Source organism: Rhodospirillales bacterium (assembly GCA_023898765.1).
Classification (GTDB): Bacteria; Pseudomonadota; Alphaproteobacteria; order Micavibrionales; family Micavibrionaceae.
This window is the reverse complement of record CP060238.1, coordinates 41,347-58,720: the sequence shown is the minus strand read 5'-3', so window position 1 is coordinate 58,720 and position 17,374 is coordinate 41,347. Positions and strand designations below refer to the sequence as shown.

Genomic DNA, 17,374 nt, shown 5'->3' with positions numbered 1-17,374 from the left:
ATGTCGGCGCGTGTTCTGGTTGTTGATGATATTTTGCCCAACGTCAAACTTATGGAAGCAAAGTTGGCGGGGGAGTATTACGATGTTTTAACGGCCATGAACGGTCCGCAGGCGCTCTCGATGATAGAAGCGGATGCGCCCGATATTGTGCTTCTGGATGTGATGATGCCGGGGATGGACGGGTTTCAGGTCTGCAAAAAGATAAAGGAAAACCCCGAAACGGCGCATATCCCGGTTGTTATGGTGACCGCCCTGACCGACCCGAGCGATCGTGTAAAGGGACTGGAAGCCGGCGCGGACGATTTCCTGAGTAAACCTCTGAATGATACGGCGCTTATGGCGCGGGTGCGCTCTTTGGTGCGTCTGAAGATGACCGTGGATGAATGGCGCACGCGGGAAAATACGGCCTCTCAGCTTGGCGTGGTGGAAACGGCCTCAAACGCCATGGTCGAGCCTGTCAAGGGAGCGCGTATTCTGGTGATAGAAGACCGGTCTTTTGAAAGCGATAAATTTGTCGAAGCTCTTAAAGCGGACAATGACGTCATCCATGTTGTCGAGGCCGGTCCTGCGGCAATGGAAGAGATCAAAGAGGAAGATTTTGACCTCATCGCGGTCAGCCTGAACTTAAAAGACGAGGACGGTTTACGGCTTTGTTCCCATTTGCGTTCCAATGAACGCACGCGCTCCGTCCCGATCCTCATGATTGCGCAGGAAGACGACATGCCGCGTATTGCGCATGGGCTGGAAATCGGGGCGCACGATTATATTTTAAGGCCCGTGGACCGGAACGAATTGCTGGCGCGGGTGCGGACGCAGGTTCGCCGCAAAAGATTTCAGGAGCGCCTGCGCTCGACCTATGAAATGAGCCTGTCCCTGGCTCTGGTGGATAGTTTGACGGGGCTGTATAACCGCCGTTATCTTGAAGTTCACCTGCAAAAACTCATTCAAAAGAACGAACCGGGCAGCAAGACGCTTGGGGTCCTCATCATGGACATCGATCATTTTAAGGAGGTTAACGACCAATACGGACATGGTGTCGGGGATGAAATTTTGAAAATATTCGGGGAACGGCTCCAGTATAATATCCGGGGCTTCGATATGGCTGCGCGCATGGGCGGCGAGGAATTTGCGATCATTTTACCGGACGTGTCCGAGGATATGGCCTATCACATTTCAGAACGCCTGCGCCGGGCCATTTGCGACGAACCTTTTAAATGCGGCGCACCGGGAGGGCAGATAAATGTGACGACATCTATCGGCGGCGCGCTTATTCGCAGGAACGACCAGACGGTTGAGGAGGTTTTGAAACGGGCGGATACGGCCCTCTATGCCGCCAAGGAAGCGGGCCGGAACGCAACGTTCTTTGAAAAAATTGGGCGAATCGACCCGGACAAGTATAAAGCGGAACTTCGTAAAGCCCTTTAGGTTCATATCAACTAGAGCGTTCATCGTTTAGATTGGTTCCATCCTGTCATTCTGAGCGCAGCGAAGAATCTCCGGGAAACGCCGGGATCCTTCGCCTTTGGCTCAGGATGACAAAACGGGTCGTGACTCAATCTAAACGATGAACGCTCTAGCTGGTATAATGTTGAAGCAGCCAGCAAAAAGGCGCCATGTTGGCGCCTTTTCTTTTCAATGTCTTTGTATGGGCCCTTGTACGGGACCGACCTAGTTTGCCTTTGAAGGCGGCATTTTCTTCTCGACAAATTCGACATGCATGCCCTTTTTGCCCGTTTCCGGGTTTACCGCCCACGGGTCGAATTTACGCATTTTCAGCTTTTCGGCGTATTTCGCCCCTTTTTTCTTGTAGTACCGGAACCCTGTTCCGGCGCTGCTTTCCATGCGGACTTTGACCGCGCCACCTTTTTTCGCCATGGGATACCATCCTTCATCTAAAATCAGACCCGCAAACTAAGGGTTTTGCAGAAAATGTCAAGCGCTCTATTTGCGTGTGCGCTTGCGGGGAGCCGGTTTTCGGCCTTTTCTGTGCGGTTTGGGCCTTGAGGGAGGCCGGGGCCTGATTTTCCTGAACTGAACGCCGGGAATATCGGCGCTTTCGTCCCCGATCAGCTCGAAAATGGAGCTGCCCGTGAGGCCGTCCGCTTCCTTCAGGCGGACTGCAAGACTGGCGCCAAGGCGGTAAATACGCCCGTCACGGCGGCCTATAAGCGCATGTTGCTGCTCGTCATGGATATAATAATCATCCGGCAGGGCGCGCATGGGGATCAGCCCGTCCGCGCCGTTTTCATCCAGCGTGACAAACAGGCCAAAGCGTGTGACCCCGCTGATTTTGCCGGAGAACTCCGCGCCAATGCGCTCGGACATCCACTGGGCCGTAAAACGGTCCACGGCAGAGCGCTCCGCCTCGGCGGAGGTGCGCTCGGTTTGCGAAATATGCTGCGCTTTTTCTTCCAGAGCGGCGGCTTCGCCCTCCTCCATTCCTCCCGGCCCAAGGCCGTAAGCCTGAATCAGGGACCGGTGGACCAGCAAATCCGCATAGCGCCGGATGGGGGAGGTAAAATGCGCATAACGCCGCAAAGCAAGGCCGAAATGGCCGATATTCTCGGGGTCGTAAACGGCCTGCGACTGGGTGCGAAGGATAACGGTGCCAATCAGGTGCGCGTAAGGCAGCGCCGCCGCTTTTTTCAGGATTTCGTTGATCTGTCCGGGCCGCGCCACGCTTCCTTTCGGGAAAGGGAGGTCGAAAGCGCTCACAAACTCACGCGCGGCATCCAGCTTCTCCGGGGACGGGCGGTCGTGTACGCGGTAGACGCAGGGAGCCTTGCGCGCTTCGAGCGTTTGCGCCGCGGCAATATTGGCCAGAATCATAAATTCTTCAATCAGCTTGTGGGCGTCAAACCTCGGGCGGTTTATGACGCCTGTCATCTTGCCTTTTTCATCAATCAATATCTGGCGTTCCGGCAGGTCCAGATCCAGCGCGCCGCGCTTTTGACGGGCTTTGTCAAGAATATCGTAAGCGGCGTAGAGGGGCTGGATGAGGGGCCAAAGTTTTTCACCCTCTCCTTGCGCCACCGCGCTTTCCCTCTCCCTCGAGGGAGAGGGATTAAGAGAGAGGGTGTCATATGTGTGTTGCACCTGCTCGTAGACCAGCCTTGCCGCCGAACGCATGATCCCGCGAACAATCTTATGTTTGGTGAGGCTTCCCTCCCGGTCGATCCACAGATGGAAGGCCATACAGGCGCGGTTTTCATTCGGGCGCAGGGAACATAAATCGTTCGACAGCGCTTCGGGCAGCATCGGCACCACACGATCCGGAAAGTAAGTGGAATTGCCCCGGCGGTAGGCTTCCCTGTCCAGGGCGGAGCCGGGCCGGACATAGTAGGCGACATCGGCGATGGCGACAATCAGGTGAAAGCCGTCTTCTGTTTCTTCGGCAAAAACGGCGTCGTCGAAATCCCGCGCATCCGCGCCGTCGATCGTCACGAGCGGAATACCGCGCAAGTCTTCCCGGCCCTTGAGAGCGGGAACCTCAAGCCCCTTTGTTTCCGCTAAAACCGTTTCCGTAAAAGATTCGTGCAGGCCCGCTTCATGCAGCGCGATCAGGGAAATCGCCTCGGGGTCATCGCGCGCGCCGATTACGCGCACAATGCGGACTTTTTTACGCTTGAGGCCGCGGGCCGGCTGGATTTCTCCGACAACCAGATCGCCCGCTTTCGCCTCGCCCAGATCTTTCTGGGCGACATCGAAACCGTATTTGGCCTTTTTACTGGCGGGTTGGAGCATAAAGCCGTCACGGGTTTTTTGAAGCTCCCCCATGACCTGCCCGCGCGGATCGTCCAGCCGCCGGATGATATTTCCTTCGTAAAACCTGTCCGTATATTTCCGCAGGCGCACCAGAATGCGGTCGCCCTCTTTGACAGCCGGGTGGCCGCGCTGGTCGGGCAGGATTTCAATGCGCGGGGCTTCTCCCTGCACCTCCTCGTCCCAGTCTGCAGGCCGGGCGAAAACATCTCCGTCGATATCGATTTCGCTGACCTGAACGACCGTAACAGCCGGCAGAGCTTCAGGGACGCTGTAGATCTGGCCGGGCTGCTTGACGATATGTCCGTTCGCCTCCATCTCGCGCAGGAGCGCTTTCATCGGGCGGCGCAGATCCCCGGTAATGCCGAAGGCCCGGACAATTTCGCGTTTGGTCATGGGGGCGGGGGCGTCTGCCAGCAGACGCAGAATATCTTCTTTTTCGGGGAGGGTCTTCATGGATAGAACATCTAGCTTTCATTCCTCGTCAGGGCAAGCGCTATTCAATATTTAAAAATATGGAAACAATTACCAAAAATCGTGTGACTTTCACCCGTCTAGCCCATAGTCTCTTTTCGCCTGAAGGCGAAAGGGCGAAACCAAAAACGTGACAATGAAACTTACTCTTTTTATACAGAATTTTTCAGATGGCGGGGCACAACATATGATTGTCAATACCGCCAACGAATTTGCAAAACGCGGCCATGACGTCGATTTACTGGTTGTAAACGGAAACGGTCCCCACATAGACAAGGTTGAAAAGGACGTTCATCTCGTGAATCTGGGGAAACGGCGATCGTTAGCGGCGCTTTGGGGCCTTTCACGCTATATTCGCACGCGTCAGCCCGACATATTTCTCTCTGCCATGACACATACGAATATTGTGTCCGTAATGGCCCGATTTCTTGCTCCTTTTTCCTCAACCCGCCTGATTCTGACGGAGAGAACGCTTTTGTCCATGCATATCCGTGAAACGCCCCGTCTGCAGGAAAAATTTTTCCTCGCGGGGGTAAAGTTTTTTTACAGATTTGCCGATAAGGTCATAGGGATTTCAAGAGGCGTTGCGGAGGATATTCAGTCGTTAGCCCGCCTTAAACCTCATCAGGTCGGCTATATTTACAATCCGGTCATTACATCGGCTATGCAGGCGCAATTAAGAGAAACTTCTTCGGATTTGATGCCGGAGAAAAAGGATGGAGCGTTTTTAATCGTGACATCCGGACGGCTGTCTTACGAGAAAGATCAGGAAACCCTTTTGAAGGCATTTGAAAAGCTGAGGCACACGCATAACGCAAAACTGGTTATTCTTGGGGATGGCCCTTTGAGGGCAGATCTGGAAAGGCAGGTGGAAGAGCTCGGTATTCAAAATCACGTCGTATTTGCAGGATTCGTTCCCAATTCTCTGGCTTATATGAAACAGGCTGATTTGTTTGTTATTACGTCCTTATATGAAGGGTTCTGCAATGTCATTGTCGAGGCACTGCTTTGCGGTTTGTCCGTTGTGTCAACGAACGCCCCTTCCGGCCCACCAGAAATTTTAGAAGAAGGAAAATATGGCCTGCTGGCGCCAGTCGGCGATTCTAACGCGATTGCACAAGCCATGGCTCAGGCATTGAAAGAACCGTTTGACCCTCAAAAACAAAAAGAGCGCGCTTCGTGCTTTACGGTCGAAAAAATATGCGACCAGTATGAGGCGTTATTTCAAATAATGATAGAGAGGCAGCCAGAACGACAAGAATGAATATCCGTCACCTTTTTGTTTTTCGAACCTTGAGAAGAATTATAAATATTCCTGCGCAACAAAAATTGCAAAACGAATATTTAAGAAAGTCATATCGCTCATATTTGATCGACAGGCTTCACAGGCATGCCTTTTACAGGTTTTTATATGGTCTTGAGGTTTTTAGAATTTTTCTCTTTTCCGTTCTTAAAATGAGAGAGGAAGGACAAGACAAGGATCTTGTTTATTTGATTTCGACAAGAAACCAGGCGCGGCAAATTGATTTTGTCCGCTCGCTCTTTCCGGATAAAGCTTTTAAAAGCTTTGACCTCCAGAATGAAAAACCGTTGGGGGTTGATTTTGTCCGCTATCTTCCTGCGTTGTTTTGCAGTCTTTATGTGACTCTCCTTTATTTGTATAAATCGTCTAAGGATGAAGACGCTATTACCTTGGTGAATTACATTTTGTATTTATGCACCGAAGCGTTTTTTCGGCGGATTTTTATCAGGCTTCGTCCTAAAGCAGTTCTTGTTGCCAACGATCATTCGGCTATACCTCTCGGGTTTGCGGAGGCTGCCCGCGGTTTGGATATAAAAACAATTTATATTCAGCATGCCTATATTACGGACGACTTTCCGCCGCTTCGTTTTAATCTGGCATTACTGGACGGTCAGTGTGCCCGTGACATTTACGCTGCGCAAGGAGCGAGTCAAACATCTATCGTTTTCAGGGGCTTGGAAGGGGAGGAGCGTTCCATGAAAACGGACGTTTTGATTCAAGGGACACCCCTGACGGTAGGACTTTTTCTGAATGTGTTTTACGAAGAAAAACTGAAGAATATCCTTATGTCCCTTGAAAACCATCCCGGCATTCAACGTATTATCGTGCGTGCTCATCCGGCCTATCCGGTCAATCTGTCCTTTTTAGAATGCCCGAAAGTCGAACTTTCTTCCCGCGAAAAAACATTGTGGGAGGACGCCGATGCATGTGACGTCGTGATTGGAGGAAATTCCAGTTTTCACCTTTCGGTTCTAAAATACGGCGTGCCGACTCTGTATTATAATGATTTGGATTATGTTGATTACGATGATTACAATTTTGTAAAAAACAATATATGTTACGAAATAACCTCAATAAGGGATTTAAACTTCCAAAAAGCTGCAGAATTTTATGCGGACCCGGACTGGAAAAAGAGGTTTTCTTATCTTGATGCCGGTTATGGTCGCGATCAGGAGAAAATAAACGCTGAGACAAGATCGGCTATCGAAAAACAACTGTCGTAAATAATCGCCTTGGAAAGAAGTCAAAAATCGTATGTTTAAAGTTATCAGAAAAATTTTATCCTTACTCTCTTCAGGAGAAAAAAAGAGTCTTGGGTTTTTGTCTGTCTTTATGGTCTTTAACGCACTTTTGGAAGTGTTGGGAATTGCATCGATTGCGCCTTTGATAGCCGTTATTGTTAATCCGGAGAGTCTGGAGACTCTTCCCATTCTGAATGACATCTATGTCACGTATGAATTTAAGGATTTTCAAAAATTTACGATTCTTCTGGGCGGTGTTATTTTGTGCATTATTCTGGTGAGTAATTCGATGATGCTTATGACGAATTATTTTTCCGTTCGGTATGCCAATAACCGGGAATACACTATTGGAAGGCGTCTGTTGGAAACGTATATTTATCAGCCTTACAGTTTTTTTCTGGAACGGCACAGTACAGACCTTCTTCGAAATATTTTTAACGAAGTGAGTTATGTTGTTTCCAATGTGATCATGCAGCTTCTTTATCTTTTGTCCCGGTCCATTTCCGTCGTTTCCATCCTTGTGTTTATATTTGTCGTGAACCCGCAGGTTACGATCATGCTCGGCCTTATTTTAGGAGGGGCTTACGGGGCAATCTATCTATTCCTTAAGACGCGCTTGTATCGTCTGGGTAAAGAGAGTGTAGCCGCTACACAGGAAAAACTTAGAACGATTACAGATTCTATTCGGGTAATACGAGATATTAAAATGCTGAGAATAGAAAATATCTTTTTAAAAAAGTATGATGTGGAGGGGCGGCACTATGCCAGAGTCAAGACATTATCAGATCTTTATGCTGTCGCTCCGCGTTACATCATTGAAGTTTTTGCTATTTTTGCTCTAGTTTTTGCCGTCATTTATTTATCCGCCACGCGCGATAATGCAAATGAAATTTTGCCTGTTCTGGGTGTTTATACCTTTGCCGGTTACAGGTTAATGCCGGCGCTTCAGATGATTTTTAACGCTCTTTCCAAGATACAATTCTCTTCGCATTCCCTTGATATTATCGCGGGTGAATTGCAGGACCTCCAATCCGTTTCTCTGGAAAACAAGAACCGAAAAAAGGCCACGGTTCCCTGTAAGAAAAATTTTAGTCTGAAGGATATCAGTTTTCGTTACAGGGATAAGGATATGGTTCTTCATGGCGTGAATTTAAGTGTTCAGAAGGGTGAAAAAGTCGGGATTATAGGGGAGAGTGGCGGCGGGAAAAGTACACTGATTGATTTGTTGGCCGGGTTGAGTAAACCCGAAGAAGGAGGGCTCTACATTGACGGAAAATTGTTGCCACCATCCGATTATGCCGGGTGGCGACAAAATATTTCCTATGTGTCGCAGAATGTTTACCTTCTTGATGATACTGTCGATATGAATATAAGTATGGAAATGCAGGGCGGGCAGATTGACCGGGCGCGCGCAAAACACGCAAGGGAGCTGGCGCTCGTGGATGAGTTTTTGGAAGAAATGGGAGAGGATTCGTCGCTCGTAACGGGAGAAAACGGTATTCGTCTGAGCGGCGGTCAACGTCAACGCATCGGTATCGCGCGCGCCCTGTATCAGGATAAGGATATTCTGATTTTAGACGAAGCGACGAGCGCTTTGGATGTCCATACGGAAAAGAGGCTCCTTGATAATATTGTCAGACAAAAATCAAAAACACTTATCTTTATTACGCATCGGGTGGAAACGCTTAGCTTCTGTGACAGAATTTATGTTGTGTCGGAAGGAAAGATTGCCGATTCAGGGTCGTATGACGATCTTCAGGAAAGATCGTCATATTTTAAAAAACTGGTGAAGGATTCCAAAGACTAACCCGTGCGTTTTATAGATTGATCTTTTCCTGTTCCGCTTTCGAAAAAATTCAGGAGCCTTTGTTTATGGCCGGAAATAAGTTCGTCATACGGTCTCGTATTATAGGCAACATTTGTCGGATCGGATAAAGAGCCGATGAATAATTCATTCTGATAAAAATGCAAAAAACGCATCAGGTCGGCCTGAACTTTTTCTGGGGATATATGAGGAACCTGTTGAAAGGCGGCGCGAAGGTCTTCCGCGTTGTTTACTCTTAAGCAGCTTCGGCAGCCGCTATACCACGGGCGTGCAAAGGCGATGCAGGGTTTTCCGGAGGTCAGGCATTCCCACCCGACCGTGCCGGTTTGTGTTACCACCGCCTGAGCATTTTGAATGAGGTCCGGTGTAGAAACGGATTGCGGCACGAAATGAATGGCGGGCGAAGCATCCAGTAAATCTTTTAGATCCTGGATATCCCTGAAATGCATTGCGGAAACGGCATTGATAGACGTGTCGTATTGTCTTGGGTTTTCCTTCACATAGATTTTCCATCCTTCCGGCAGCGCGGCCAGTATCTGTTCCAAAACAAGATAGTGGTCTTCATAAATTCCGGCTTCGGGCTGGGTTGTCATTTCTGGCTGCAGATGCATCGGGAAATAGACATAGGGTTGCTCCAGGTCAATGTTGCCCGTATGGCTTTCATAATAGGATTTTAAGCGTGCGGCATGCACTCTATGACGGCGCAAGGCTCGTGACCAGATGGACAATGATGAGTGTTCATCCATGCTCAAGGGGAGGTAAAACCTGCGCTTCGTCCGTTCAAACAAGGCGTAATAAACAGGGCCGGCTATTCTCTTTATCCGAAGCGCCATTGATATTTTCGGACGCGATTTTTGAAATTTCTCAGTAAGATTCCGGCTCGTATTTACGGATTGTTTGTTAAAGGCATCGTTTTCAGCCTTGACGGCCTCCGTTACAAGACTGCCTTCTTCAAAGTCCTTGAGAAGCGCCGGGTCGATTTGCGATCTGATATCTTCAACGGAAAGCCCTTTCAGATAACCGCCTGGAACGATCGGGATATCCTTATAACTTTCCCGAAGTAAGGAACGGTTATTAATGGCGGTATGAGAAAAATAAGCAAAGGGAAGGCCCAGAAAACGGCTGGCCTGCATCAAAACAAGTTCCCATCCAACATGCGGCGCATAAGGACAATAAACGGCCTCAATATCTTCACGTTGTAAAAATCCCATCCAGAAGCGGATAAGATCACGAAAATATAATTTTCTCTCCCGAAAGGAAACGGACTCGTAATTTCCACGGTCCGTTAAAATATAAAAGTCCCGTTCGATGGAGGAAAAATAAGACAGTATCTCCGGGTTAAGTGGCTGGAAATAGCTTTTATATTCCTGCTTGAGGGTCTTCCTGCGGTAAAGTGCCGGAGAGTTTACTATTTTTATTGCGTTGAACTCAGGTCTTTTCTTTCGCAGGTTTTCAAGCTCTGCGGTGTGCATATGCGATCCAGCCCAGGTAACGCAATGCTGCGTCTTCGACAGGGAAACAATAAGGTCCAGAGAATATTCTGTTTTGCATTCGACGAAAAAAACACCCATTTGTTTTATCGCTTTCTTGCAATGGTCCACATATGGGAAGACAGGTTGTGCTTGGCTAAAAAATCCTGAAAATCATGCCCGGCGCTGTCCCAGTTTTCAATCAAAAGCTGATGCAGGAACGGCTCGTCTTTTTGCGACAGACTGCCGGATAAAAACATTTTCCGCACCAGTTCCGCATCCAATTTTCCAGGGGTCATAACTTCCAGCACGTCAAACCCGTGGCGCTCAAATAACGTTTTCATCGACTTCGGATTAAAATAATTAAGATGTTCAACGTCTACGGTCCCGGCGTATTCCGGTGCGACAACTACATCAAAACCTTTGCCGTTCGGATTTGTAATAATGGCAAGCCCGCCCGGTTTTATAATGGCAGCGCATTTTGCAATAAAATCGGACGGCGAGAATAAATGTTCCAGAACTTCAAAGGAACACACAAGATCAACCGAGCCCGGTTCAAAATTCGCATCTTCGATAGGCGATTCAATAACATGAAGCCCCTTTTTCCGACAGGTTTCCGACAGGGCAGGAGTCGGTTCCACCGCTGTGATATCGCTTACAAAATCCAGTTTTAATATTTCTTCGCAAAAGGTGCCGAAGCCTGCCCCGACTTCAACGAGTTTTTCCGGTTTTACACCCAGCCGTTCACAAATATCTTTGACCTTTTTTGCTCGGGGCCGAAAAATATTTTCACGTCGTGCATCTTCTGTGGCCGGAAAAATATGTTCGTTCCAGAAATCATAATTCTGAGAATTTTTATAAAAATCTGCGAGTTGTTCTTCCGTTGGTCGCGGGTTTATATAGAGCGTTTCGCATTCTCTGCACTTTTTATAGTCCAGTGTATATTTCCTAAATGCCAGTTCGGCATTGTCCTGATCGCAGGCCGGGCAGTTTACGTGTACGAAATTATCTTTATATCCCAGGATATAGTCGATATCAGCCATCATTACAGCATGCTGTTTTTCCATGATGTCATCGGGACGAATATCGTTTTCCGAGAAAGTCTTCAGCGTTTCTTTTCCGGCAGGATTTGACATGGCGGTTATCCGACTTTTTTATTGTTTCTGACGCAATTCGTGTTGTCCTGATATACGGGGCCGTAGGTGGAATCCTCTCCCCAGATATTCTCTTTGACCCACTGACCGTTTTCAATTCTCCAGACGCGCGGATCCCGAAATCCATCAAGAATGTAATCAAATTCTTCTTCACTCATGTCAACATATTTGAGCCATCTTTCCAGATCGCGCCGGGGTTTGACGGCGTCATATTTTTTGACCATATCGATGCCTTCATCGCGCGTCATTCTGCCTGATCGTATGTCTTTGCAGGCATGATCCGTTGCCCGTCCGTAACCGAGTTTGACAAATTTCATGTAATCGTGAATACCGTTTTCGTGCATATCATCCAGATTGGAAAACATGCGGTATGTCCGTTCGAAGGGCTGGCGGGCTGGCTCCCATCCATATTTTTCAACAACCAGTTTTGAATTTTCCTCTCCGTCCCAATTTAGATAATTGCTTAAATAAAGGCCACGCACACCGACTTCGTCAATTTCTTCATCACCTGGATATTGTGCCCATAAAAGATCTTTTGGCCTGAGTCCTTCTTTCATCTCTCCCATGCCAAGCTTTTCCAGCCCTTCATCGGTAAAATCGTGCCAGTCGTAGCCGCGCAAAGAATGCTCCAGCCGGTGTTTGGCCGTAAATTCAACAAAATCGTTATAGGAATACATCCCGCCCAAATCCATAAAGCCGTGTTCACCCCATAAGATAAGGGGGATTTTATAACGGACAGCAATCTGGATAGGCACTGTAAAAATTCCGCAATGTCCGTGCCAGTTATTGTCGCCCTGTACTTTAAAGCCAAGACGGTTCATCTTGATCAGCGTGTCGACGCCAGGGCGCACGATGATGTGGTCCACGTCGAACACTTCGCGCATGCGCAGCATGTTTTCTTCGCCTTCCGGCAAATAATTATTGGCATGATAGGTAACGAGCAGGGGTTTCAATCCCAGCTCTATCATTTTGTGGACCTGGAAATAGCTGTCTTTTCCACCACTTACGGGAACCAGAATGTCGTAGTTATTGTCTGTTTTATAGCTATAGACCAGATCTTTGAACATTTCCCATCGTTCAGCCCAGTCAATATTCTTTTTTTGTTCGTGGACGCGACAGCCGGTGCAGACTCCATTCTCATCAAACGCAGTCGGCACGGCCGAAATATCGGGACAAACACAGTGGGAACAGTAAGCAACCATTTTTAAGCTATACCCTCTTTGATTTTTAAAATCGCACGTTCACGCCCGCCCGCTGCAGTGCACGTTTTCCATTTCTATCAGACAATTCCTTGAAATGCCATATATTTGCTGCCGCAACGGCCGAAGCTCCGGCCTCTGCAGCCTTGGCATAGTGTTCATAGGTTCCAACGCCGCTACAGGCAATTACAGGAATTTTAACCGCTTTCGCCACAGATGAAATCAGGGGCAGATCATATCCTGTTCCTTTCCCGTCTTTATGGATGGCCTGCACCAGAATTTCTCCAACGCCCATGGCTTCCAGTTGTTTTGCCCATTCGGACGGATTTTTTCCTTTGGGAGTGCGGTTTCCGTCTGTGAATACTTCATATTCTCCAGAGGGATGGAGAAGGACATCCATGCTTGCAACGACGGCTTGGGAACCATATCTTCCGGCGATTTTTTTTACCAGATCTGGCGTGTCAAACAGGGCGCGGTTTAATGTGATCTTGTCCGCACCGTGTTGAAAGCGTTCTGCCGCATCGTCAAAACAGCGAATACGTCCACCCCATGTCAGGGGGACAAAACACGTTTTACTGACTTCATCCAAAATGGAGAGAGGGTTTTCCAGTCCTTTTGTTTTATGATCGCTTCGCCGCTGGAAGTTATAATCTCCCTGCGTAATGTCTATATAAATCAACTCGTCAACATTCCATTCGTTAAAGCGTTTTACTTCGTGAATGGGGTCGCCGATAATTTGGTGCGTCAAAAAATCCTCGCTGCGGACAAGTTGTCCGTTTTTTAAAAGTAAAATCGGGATGAGGCGGGTTTTCAGCACGGCACTGCCTTTAGAAAATTTTGGAGCAAGGCCAGTCCGGCCGCCTGGCTTTTTTCAGGATGGAATTGCACGCCCCATATGTTCCCGGATTCAACGCTGGCGGCAAATACCTGACCGTGATGGCAGGTTCCGCTTATGACAGAAGGATCGTCAGGCTCAAAAACATAACTATGGACGAAGTAAAAATCCTGCGGTGTGTCTATGCCCTCATACGTTGCGCTGCCTGCCTGTGCCGTGACATCGTTCCAGCCTATGTGCGGGATACGGATTTTATCATCATCCGGAGATAAACGGACAACATGTCCGTCAATCAGCCCCAGACCTTCATGGAAACCGTTTTCCGATCCTTCTTTTGCGAGGAGCTGCATGCCAAGGCAAATTCCTAAAAACGGCTTTTTATCTTTTACGGCAAAAATTTCAATGGCGTTCAGCCAGCCATTATCCCGGAGTATTTGCATGCCATCGCCAAACGCGCCAACGCCGGGAAGTACAGCGCAATCTGCGCCAGCCATATCTTCCGGCGAGTCTGCAATAAAGGGCTGTGCGCCTACATACTCAAAGCCGTTATAGACAGAGCGCAGATTTCCCAATCCGTAATCAATAATGGCAACTTTTCTCATTTCGTATCTCAGGCGATCATATCCCATTGCAATGGTGTGCCGGCTTTGATATCGGTGCGTGCCTTTTTCGAGCTGATGAAATCGGCATAACGAATATGAAGGCCGCCGTTTCCGGGACGAATGGAATCGACATTTCCTTTACGTCCTGCGGCAAAATTAAGTTTTTCTCCGGCTTTTACGTCTTGAACGACCCAAAGAGACGGGCGGGCCGGGCGCGATTCAATTTCCCGCTGGGTCGGTTCGAAACAGACTTTACCATGCGTCAAATCGGCGAGTTCTCTTTCACGGGCTGTTTCATATCCTACAAAGCCGTCTTTCTCGTATTGTCGGATCATGTCAATCATGCGCTTCAATTCATGGGGTTCCCGCGAAAAGGCCCAGTCATATCCCCCCTTGTTTTTTTCAAAGAGCGCACGGGAATGATTGCGATCCAGCATCAAATGAACTTCGATGATTTTCGCCCCGAATTTTACGGATTCAACCGGCGCAATATGCGCAGCGGGTTCCGTCTTGTTTTCATGGTCCGCAAACAAAGTGTGATCCGAAAGCCCCGTCACACAATTAAACAGTTCTCCAATAACGGGAATAGTCGCCAGATTGACCTCATGGAAGGCTGCCGGATAGCCGCTGTTACAATGTAAAAGGGCGATATCTTGTGCCCCCGCGCTGCGCAGTACGTCTATGGATTCTTTCATCTCCAGAAAATCCGTCATGCCGTTGGAGACAATGATGGGTTTTCCCGTTTGCGCCATATATTCCAGAAGCTTCGTATCCACAGCTTCAAAAGAGGCCACTTTTAAAACCGGCACATCCTGTTCTACCAGAAAATCGACGGCAGTTTCATCGAAGGGCGAGGAAAAAAGCTGCAATCCGTTATCCTCGGCGACTTTTTTCAGGTCTTTATGCCATTCCCACGGCGTGTGCGCTTTTTCGTACAGGGCATGCAAATCGATGCCTGCCCACATTGTTCCTTCCAGCATGCCTTTATAGTTGCGCGTAATGGTGTCGGCGGTATAGGTCTGAAGCTTGACGGCGTCTGCACCGGCTTTTCCGGCGGCCTCAATGATTTTGCATGCCTCATTGAAATCGCCGTTATGATTGCAGGAGACTTCAGCGATAATGTAGCAGGGGGCATCCTGACCAACCAGACGATCCCCGATCTTGAAGTTAGGCATGACATGTTCCTTTCTCTACAGTGCATGGGTTGGATATGTACCATGAAGTGTTGACGGAAGTAAATCCGGCGCGGCGGAAAAGCGTATGGGACGCCTTATTGTCCGGCAAAATTTCGGCAATCAGGGGTGCCTCCGGCTCGTAGGCCCGTAAAAGGGAAAGGGTTGCCGCAGCTATCCCCTGTCCCTGCAGGTCCGGGGCTATGAAAATGGAGATTTCATAGATGTCTGCGGTCGGATTTTGAATTATATCCTGCCGTTCTTTCGCATCTTTTTTATCCAGACGGGCAACGCCTGCCGCTTTCCCGTCATATTCCACAATAAAGAGTTGCCGGTCGGGATGATCCAGACTGCTGGAAAACCATGTCTGATGTTCTTCCCATGAGGGGGCTCGCGGATTTCTGGCATATTTTCTGATCTGTGGATTGGTCTGCCATTCGAAGACGGTCCTGCAATCTTCTTCATCGGCAAAGCGCAGGGAAACGGATCGTCCGGATTTTGCCATTTTTTTTAAAAACAGGCAGAAAACCCTGTCTGTGCCCTGCCCATGGCATAAGGCGCCGGCTTTTTGCCCCATATCCTGCCGCAATGTTTCGGAATTGGGAGCCATCAACCTGGAAAAAACCTCTAAAAAATCCGGTGCTTTGAGGGTGTCAACGGACCCCATATTATAAATGGCGCCGGCCTTTTCCAAATTTTCTAAAACAAGCTTTTGATTGTCCGCCAGTTCCAGTGCGATTGTCGGCAACTTTAAACAGCAACGTTCCCAGCTTGTTGCGCCTGCTGCGCCTATGCACAGGTCGGCCTGCACCATAAGGTTGGCTATATGCGGGGTGTCCAGATGAAGGGTGATTTTATGAAATCCGTCATTCTCTATTGCGGCAACGGCATCTTTCACAGACAGAAGAGAAAGCGCGCCGGCGCCTGTGACAACATCAATATCCAGAGATTTTTCTTTGTAGCCCCGTATCATGGAGAGGGTATATTCCGTTGCGCCTTTCGGATTTATTCCGCCAAAAGAGATCAGGACGCGCTGCGCTTTCGAAAAATCCCGGTCCAGCGTCTGGCGAAGGCGTGAGAAGTCCTTTCTCAGTAAGGCATATTGAGCGCCAGCCAGAATTTTGCATGTTTCCGGCACCAGAGCTTTGTAGTCGGAAGGGTCCCTCCCATAGGTCTGGTCCATTAAAAGATCGCAATCATGGGCCCGGTCCGCAAGATCATCGATAACCATGATATTTTTAGTCCAGCGCCGCGCTGCACTCTCATAAGATTTGTCAAGCCCGTAATGGTCGACAACCAACCAGTCGGCATGACTCATTTCATTCCCAATGTGTACTGGAAATCCGCTTTCCCGCAGGGCACGCACTGTTTCGAGCGTTTCCTGTGTGCTTAAGAATGAGACATGGAATCGTCTTTCTTTAAATTTTTGTGCCAGCGTCAGGCAGCGCATGACATGACCGGTTCCGATATGAGGGGAGGCATCGCAGCGGAATACAATGACAGGCATTTGTTCGGGCATGTTTTTTACCATGCGGTCCAACCCCCATCGACGGGCAGGTTGATGCCGTTCACATAGCTTGAATCGGCGCTCAGGAGGAAGTGGACGGCTGCGGCCACTTCATCCGGGTTGCCAATACGTCCCATCGGGTTTTTTTTGCAAAGCTGTTTGTGAAAATCCGGCATGTCTTTTATGATGGCCGGTGGAGGAAATGCGCCGGGACTGACACTGTTAGTGCGAATGCCCCGGTCTGTTACATGTCCGGCAAAATACCGGGAAAGCTGGATAATGGCGGCTTTGGACGCGCCGTAAAAGGGCGGGTTGTTCATACCGCTATCGCCATAAATGGAAGGATCCGGGCTTACCACGCCGTACATAGAAGCAATGTTTACAATCGAAGCATAATCATCCGTTTTATGTTTGCGCTCCAGCAATGGCAGACATTGTTGCGTCAAATCAAACAGGGCCGAGACATTGACAGAAAAACATTTCTGGAAATCGTCATAAGTGGCGTCGTCAACGGACCCGCCCATCGGAACAAAAGCATTGTTTACCAGACCATCCAGCCGTCCGCTTTTTTCTTTGATTGTCCGGACATTTTCCCGCAGGGCTTTCTGATCGCTGATATCAAAAGGCAAAGCCAGACAGCCGCCTGCGTACTTCGATAAATCCGATTCCAGTTCTTTCAGCGTTTCCGGCGTGCGTCCGTTTAAATAAACAAAGGCGCCAGCCTTGACCAGCCGTCCTGAAATTGCGTGGCCCAGATGACCGGCAGCGCCCGTTACCAAAATGACTTTATCGCCGAGATCGAAATTTTTTTGAAGGGTCATGGCATTATCC

At 48.9% G+C, this 17,374-nt stretch carries 14 protein-coding genes; 4 read left to right on the top strand and 10 right to left on the bottom strand.

The window, feature by feature from the left end; all coding sequences use genetic code 11:
* Entirely contained in the window at positions 1-1,425 is a 1,425-nt protein-coding gene (locus H6853_00265) for a PleD family two-component system response regulator (GenBank protein USO03761.1), read from the top strand.
* Positions 1,426-1,668: 243 nt separating this feature from the next.
* On the opposite strand, the gene rpmG is transcribed toward H6853_00265, so the two are convergent.
* Together rpmG and rnr are read right to left on the bottom strand one after the other, a co-directional pair.
* Positions 1,669-1,875, bottom strand: coding sequence for a 50S ribosomal protein L33 (gene rpmG, locus H6853_00260; protein USO03760.1), 207 nt, complete (start codon positions 1,873-1,875; stop codon positions 1,669-1,671).
* 66 nt (positions 1,876-1,941) lie between these two features.
* A complete protein-coding gene (rnr, locus tag H6853_00255; GenBank protein USO03759.1) occupies positions 1,942-4,218 on the bottom strand; it encodes a ribonuclease R in 2,277 nt (758 codons plus the stop codon).
* 205 nt (positions 4,219-4,423) lie between these two features.
* On the opposite strand from rnr, the gene H6853_00250 reads away from it, so the two are divergent.
* The 3 genes from H6853_00250 (at position 4,424) to H6853_00240 (ending at position 8,587) form a co-directional block, all read left to right on the top strand.
* Positions 4,424-5,500, top strand: coding sequence for a glycosyltransferase (locus H6853_00250; GenBank protein ID USO03758.1), 1,077 nt, complete (start codon positions 4,424-4,426; stop codon positions 5,498-5,500).
* 431 nt (positions 5,501-5,931) lie between these two features.
* Positions 5,932-6,762: a hypothetical protein gene (locus H6853_00245; GenBank protein ID USO03757.1), complete on the top strand. Its 831-nt coding sequence runs from the start codon at positions 5,932-5,934 to the stop codon at positions 6,760-6,762.
* A gap of 109 nt (positions 6,763-6,871) precedes the next feature.
* Complete coding sequence (locus tag H6853_00240) at positions 6,872-8,587, top strand: ABC transporter ATP-binding protein (protein USO03756.1); 1,716 nt, start codon at positions 6,872-6,874, stop codon at positions 8,585-8,587.
* Here H6853_00240 and H6853_00235 read toward each other — a convergent pair.
* From H6853_00235 to H6853_00200, 8 genes are read right to left on the bottom strand one after another with little or no spacing between them, the layout of a single operon-like run.
* On the bottom strand, positions 8,584-10,176 hold the full coding sequence (locus H6853_00235) for a hypothetical protein (protein USO03755.1): 1,593 nt from the start codon (positions 10,174-10,176) through the stop codon (positions 8,584-8,586). The genes H6853_00240 and H6853_00235 overlap by 4 nt on opposite strands.
* Positions 10,177-10,181: 5 nt before the next feature.
* The gene (locus H6853_00230) at positions 10,182-11,210 is read right to left on the bottom strand and encodes a class I SAM-dependent methyltransferase (GenBank protein ID USO03754.1); all 1,029 of its coding nucleotides are present in this window, start codon (positions 11,208-11,210) and stop codon (positions 10,182-10,184) included.
* Between the two features lie 5 nt (positions 11,211-11,215).
* On the bottom strand, positions 11,216-12,430 hold the full coding sequence (locus H6853_00225; GenBank protein USO03753.1) for an N-acetyl sugar amidotransferase: 1,215 nt from the start codon (positions 12,428-12,430) through the stop codon (positions 11,216-11,218).
* A 25-nt stretch (positions 12,431-12,455) separates the two neighbouring features.
* Positions 12,456-13,244 carry an imidazole glycerol phosphate synthase subunit HisF gene (hisF, locus tag H6853_00220; GenBank protein USO03752.1) on the bottom strand — a complete coding sequence of 263 codons (789 nt, stop codon included), beginning with the start codon at positions 13,242-13,244 and terminating at the stop codon, positions 12,456-12,458.
* Positions 13,238-13,864, bottom strand: a complete 627-nt coding sequence (hisH, locus tag H6853_00215; protein USO03751.1) for an imidazole glycerol phosphate synthase subunit HisH — start codon at positions 13,862-13,864, stop codon at positions 13,238-13,240. The genes hisF and hisH overlap by 7 nt, the downstream gene beginning before the upstream one ends.
* 8 nt (positions 13,865-13,872) lie before the next feature.
* A complete protein-coding gene (locus H6853_00210; protein ID USO03750.1) occupies positions 13,873-15,039 on the bottom strand; it encodes an N-acetylneuraminate synthase family protein in 1,167 nt (388 codons plus the stop codon).
* Positions 15,032-16,567 carry a UDP-2,4-diacetamido-2,4,6-trideoxy-beta-L-altropyranose hydrolase gene (pseG, locus tag H6853_00205; GenBank protein ID USO03749.1) on the bottom strand — a complete coding sequence of 512 codons (1,536 nt, stop codon included), beginning with the start codon at positions 16,565-16,567 and terminating at the stop codon, positions 15,032-15,034. The genes H6853_00210 and pseG overlap by 8 nt, the downstream gene beginning before the upstream one ends.
* A complete protein-coding gene (locus H6853_00200) occupies positions 16,561-17,364 on the bottom strand; it encodes an SDR family oxidoreductase (protein ID USO03748.1) in 804 nt (267 codons plus the stop codon). The genes pseG and H6853_00200 overlap by 7 nt, the downstream gene beginning before the upstream one ends.
* Positions 17,365-17,374: the final 10 nt, after the last annotated feature.

Coding starts and splice junctions, on each gene's coding strand:
- H6853_00265 (USO03761.1), top strand. CDS start 1: ATGTCGGCGCGTGTTCTGGTTGTTGATGATATTTTGCCCAACGTCAAA.
- rpmG (USO03760.1), bottom strand. CDS start 1,875: ATGGCGAAAAAAGGTGGCGCGGTCAAAGTCCGCATGGAAAGCAGCGCC.
- rnr (USO03759.1), bottom strand. CDS start 4,218: ATGAAGACCCTCCCCGAAAAAGAAGATATTCTGCGTCTGCTGGCAGAC.
- H6853_00250 (USO03758.1), top strand. CDS start 4,424: ATGATTGTCAATACCGCCAACGAATTTGCAAAACGCGGCCATGACGTC.
- H6853_00240 (USO03756.1), top strand. CDS start 6,872: ATGGTCTTTAACGCACTTTTGGAAGTGTTGGGAATTGCATCGATTGCG.
- H6853_00235 (USO03755.1), bottom strand. CDS start 10,176: ATGGGTGTTTTTTTCGTCGAATGCAAAACAGAATATTCTCTGGACCTT.
- H6853_00230 (USO03754.1), bottom strand. CDS start 11,210: ATGTCAAATCCTGCCGGAAAAGAAACGCTGAAGACTTTCTCGGAAAAC.
- H6853_00225 (USO03753.1), bottom strand. CDS start 12,430: ATGGTTGCTTACTGTTCCCACTGTGTTTGTCCCGATATTTCGGCCGTG.
- hisH (USO03751.1), bottom strand. CDS start 13,864: ATGAGAAAAGTTGCCATTATTGATTACGGATTGGGAAATCTGCGCTCT.
- H6853_00210 (USO03750.1), bottom strand. CDS start 15,039: ATGCCTAACTTCAAGATCGGGGATCGTCTGGTTGGTCAGGATGCCCCC.
- pseG (USO03749.1), bottom strand. CDS start 16,567: ATGGTAAAAAACATGCCCGAACAAATGCCTGTCATTGTATTCCGCTGC.
- H6853_00200 (USO03748.1), bottom strand. CDS start 17,364: ATGACCCTTCAAAAAAATTTCGATCTCGGCGATAAAGTCATTTTGGTA.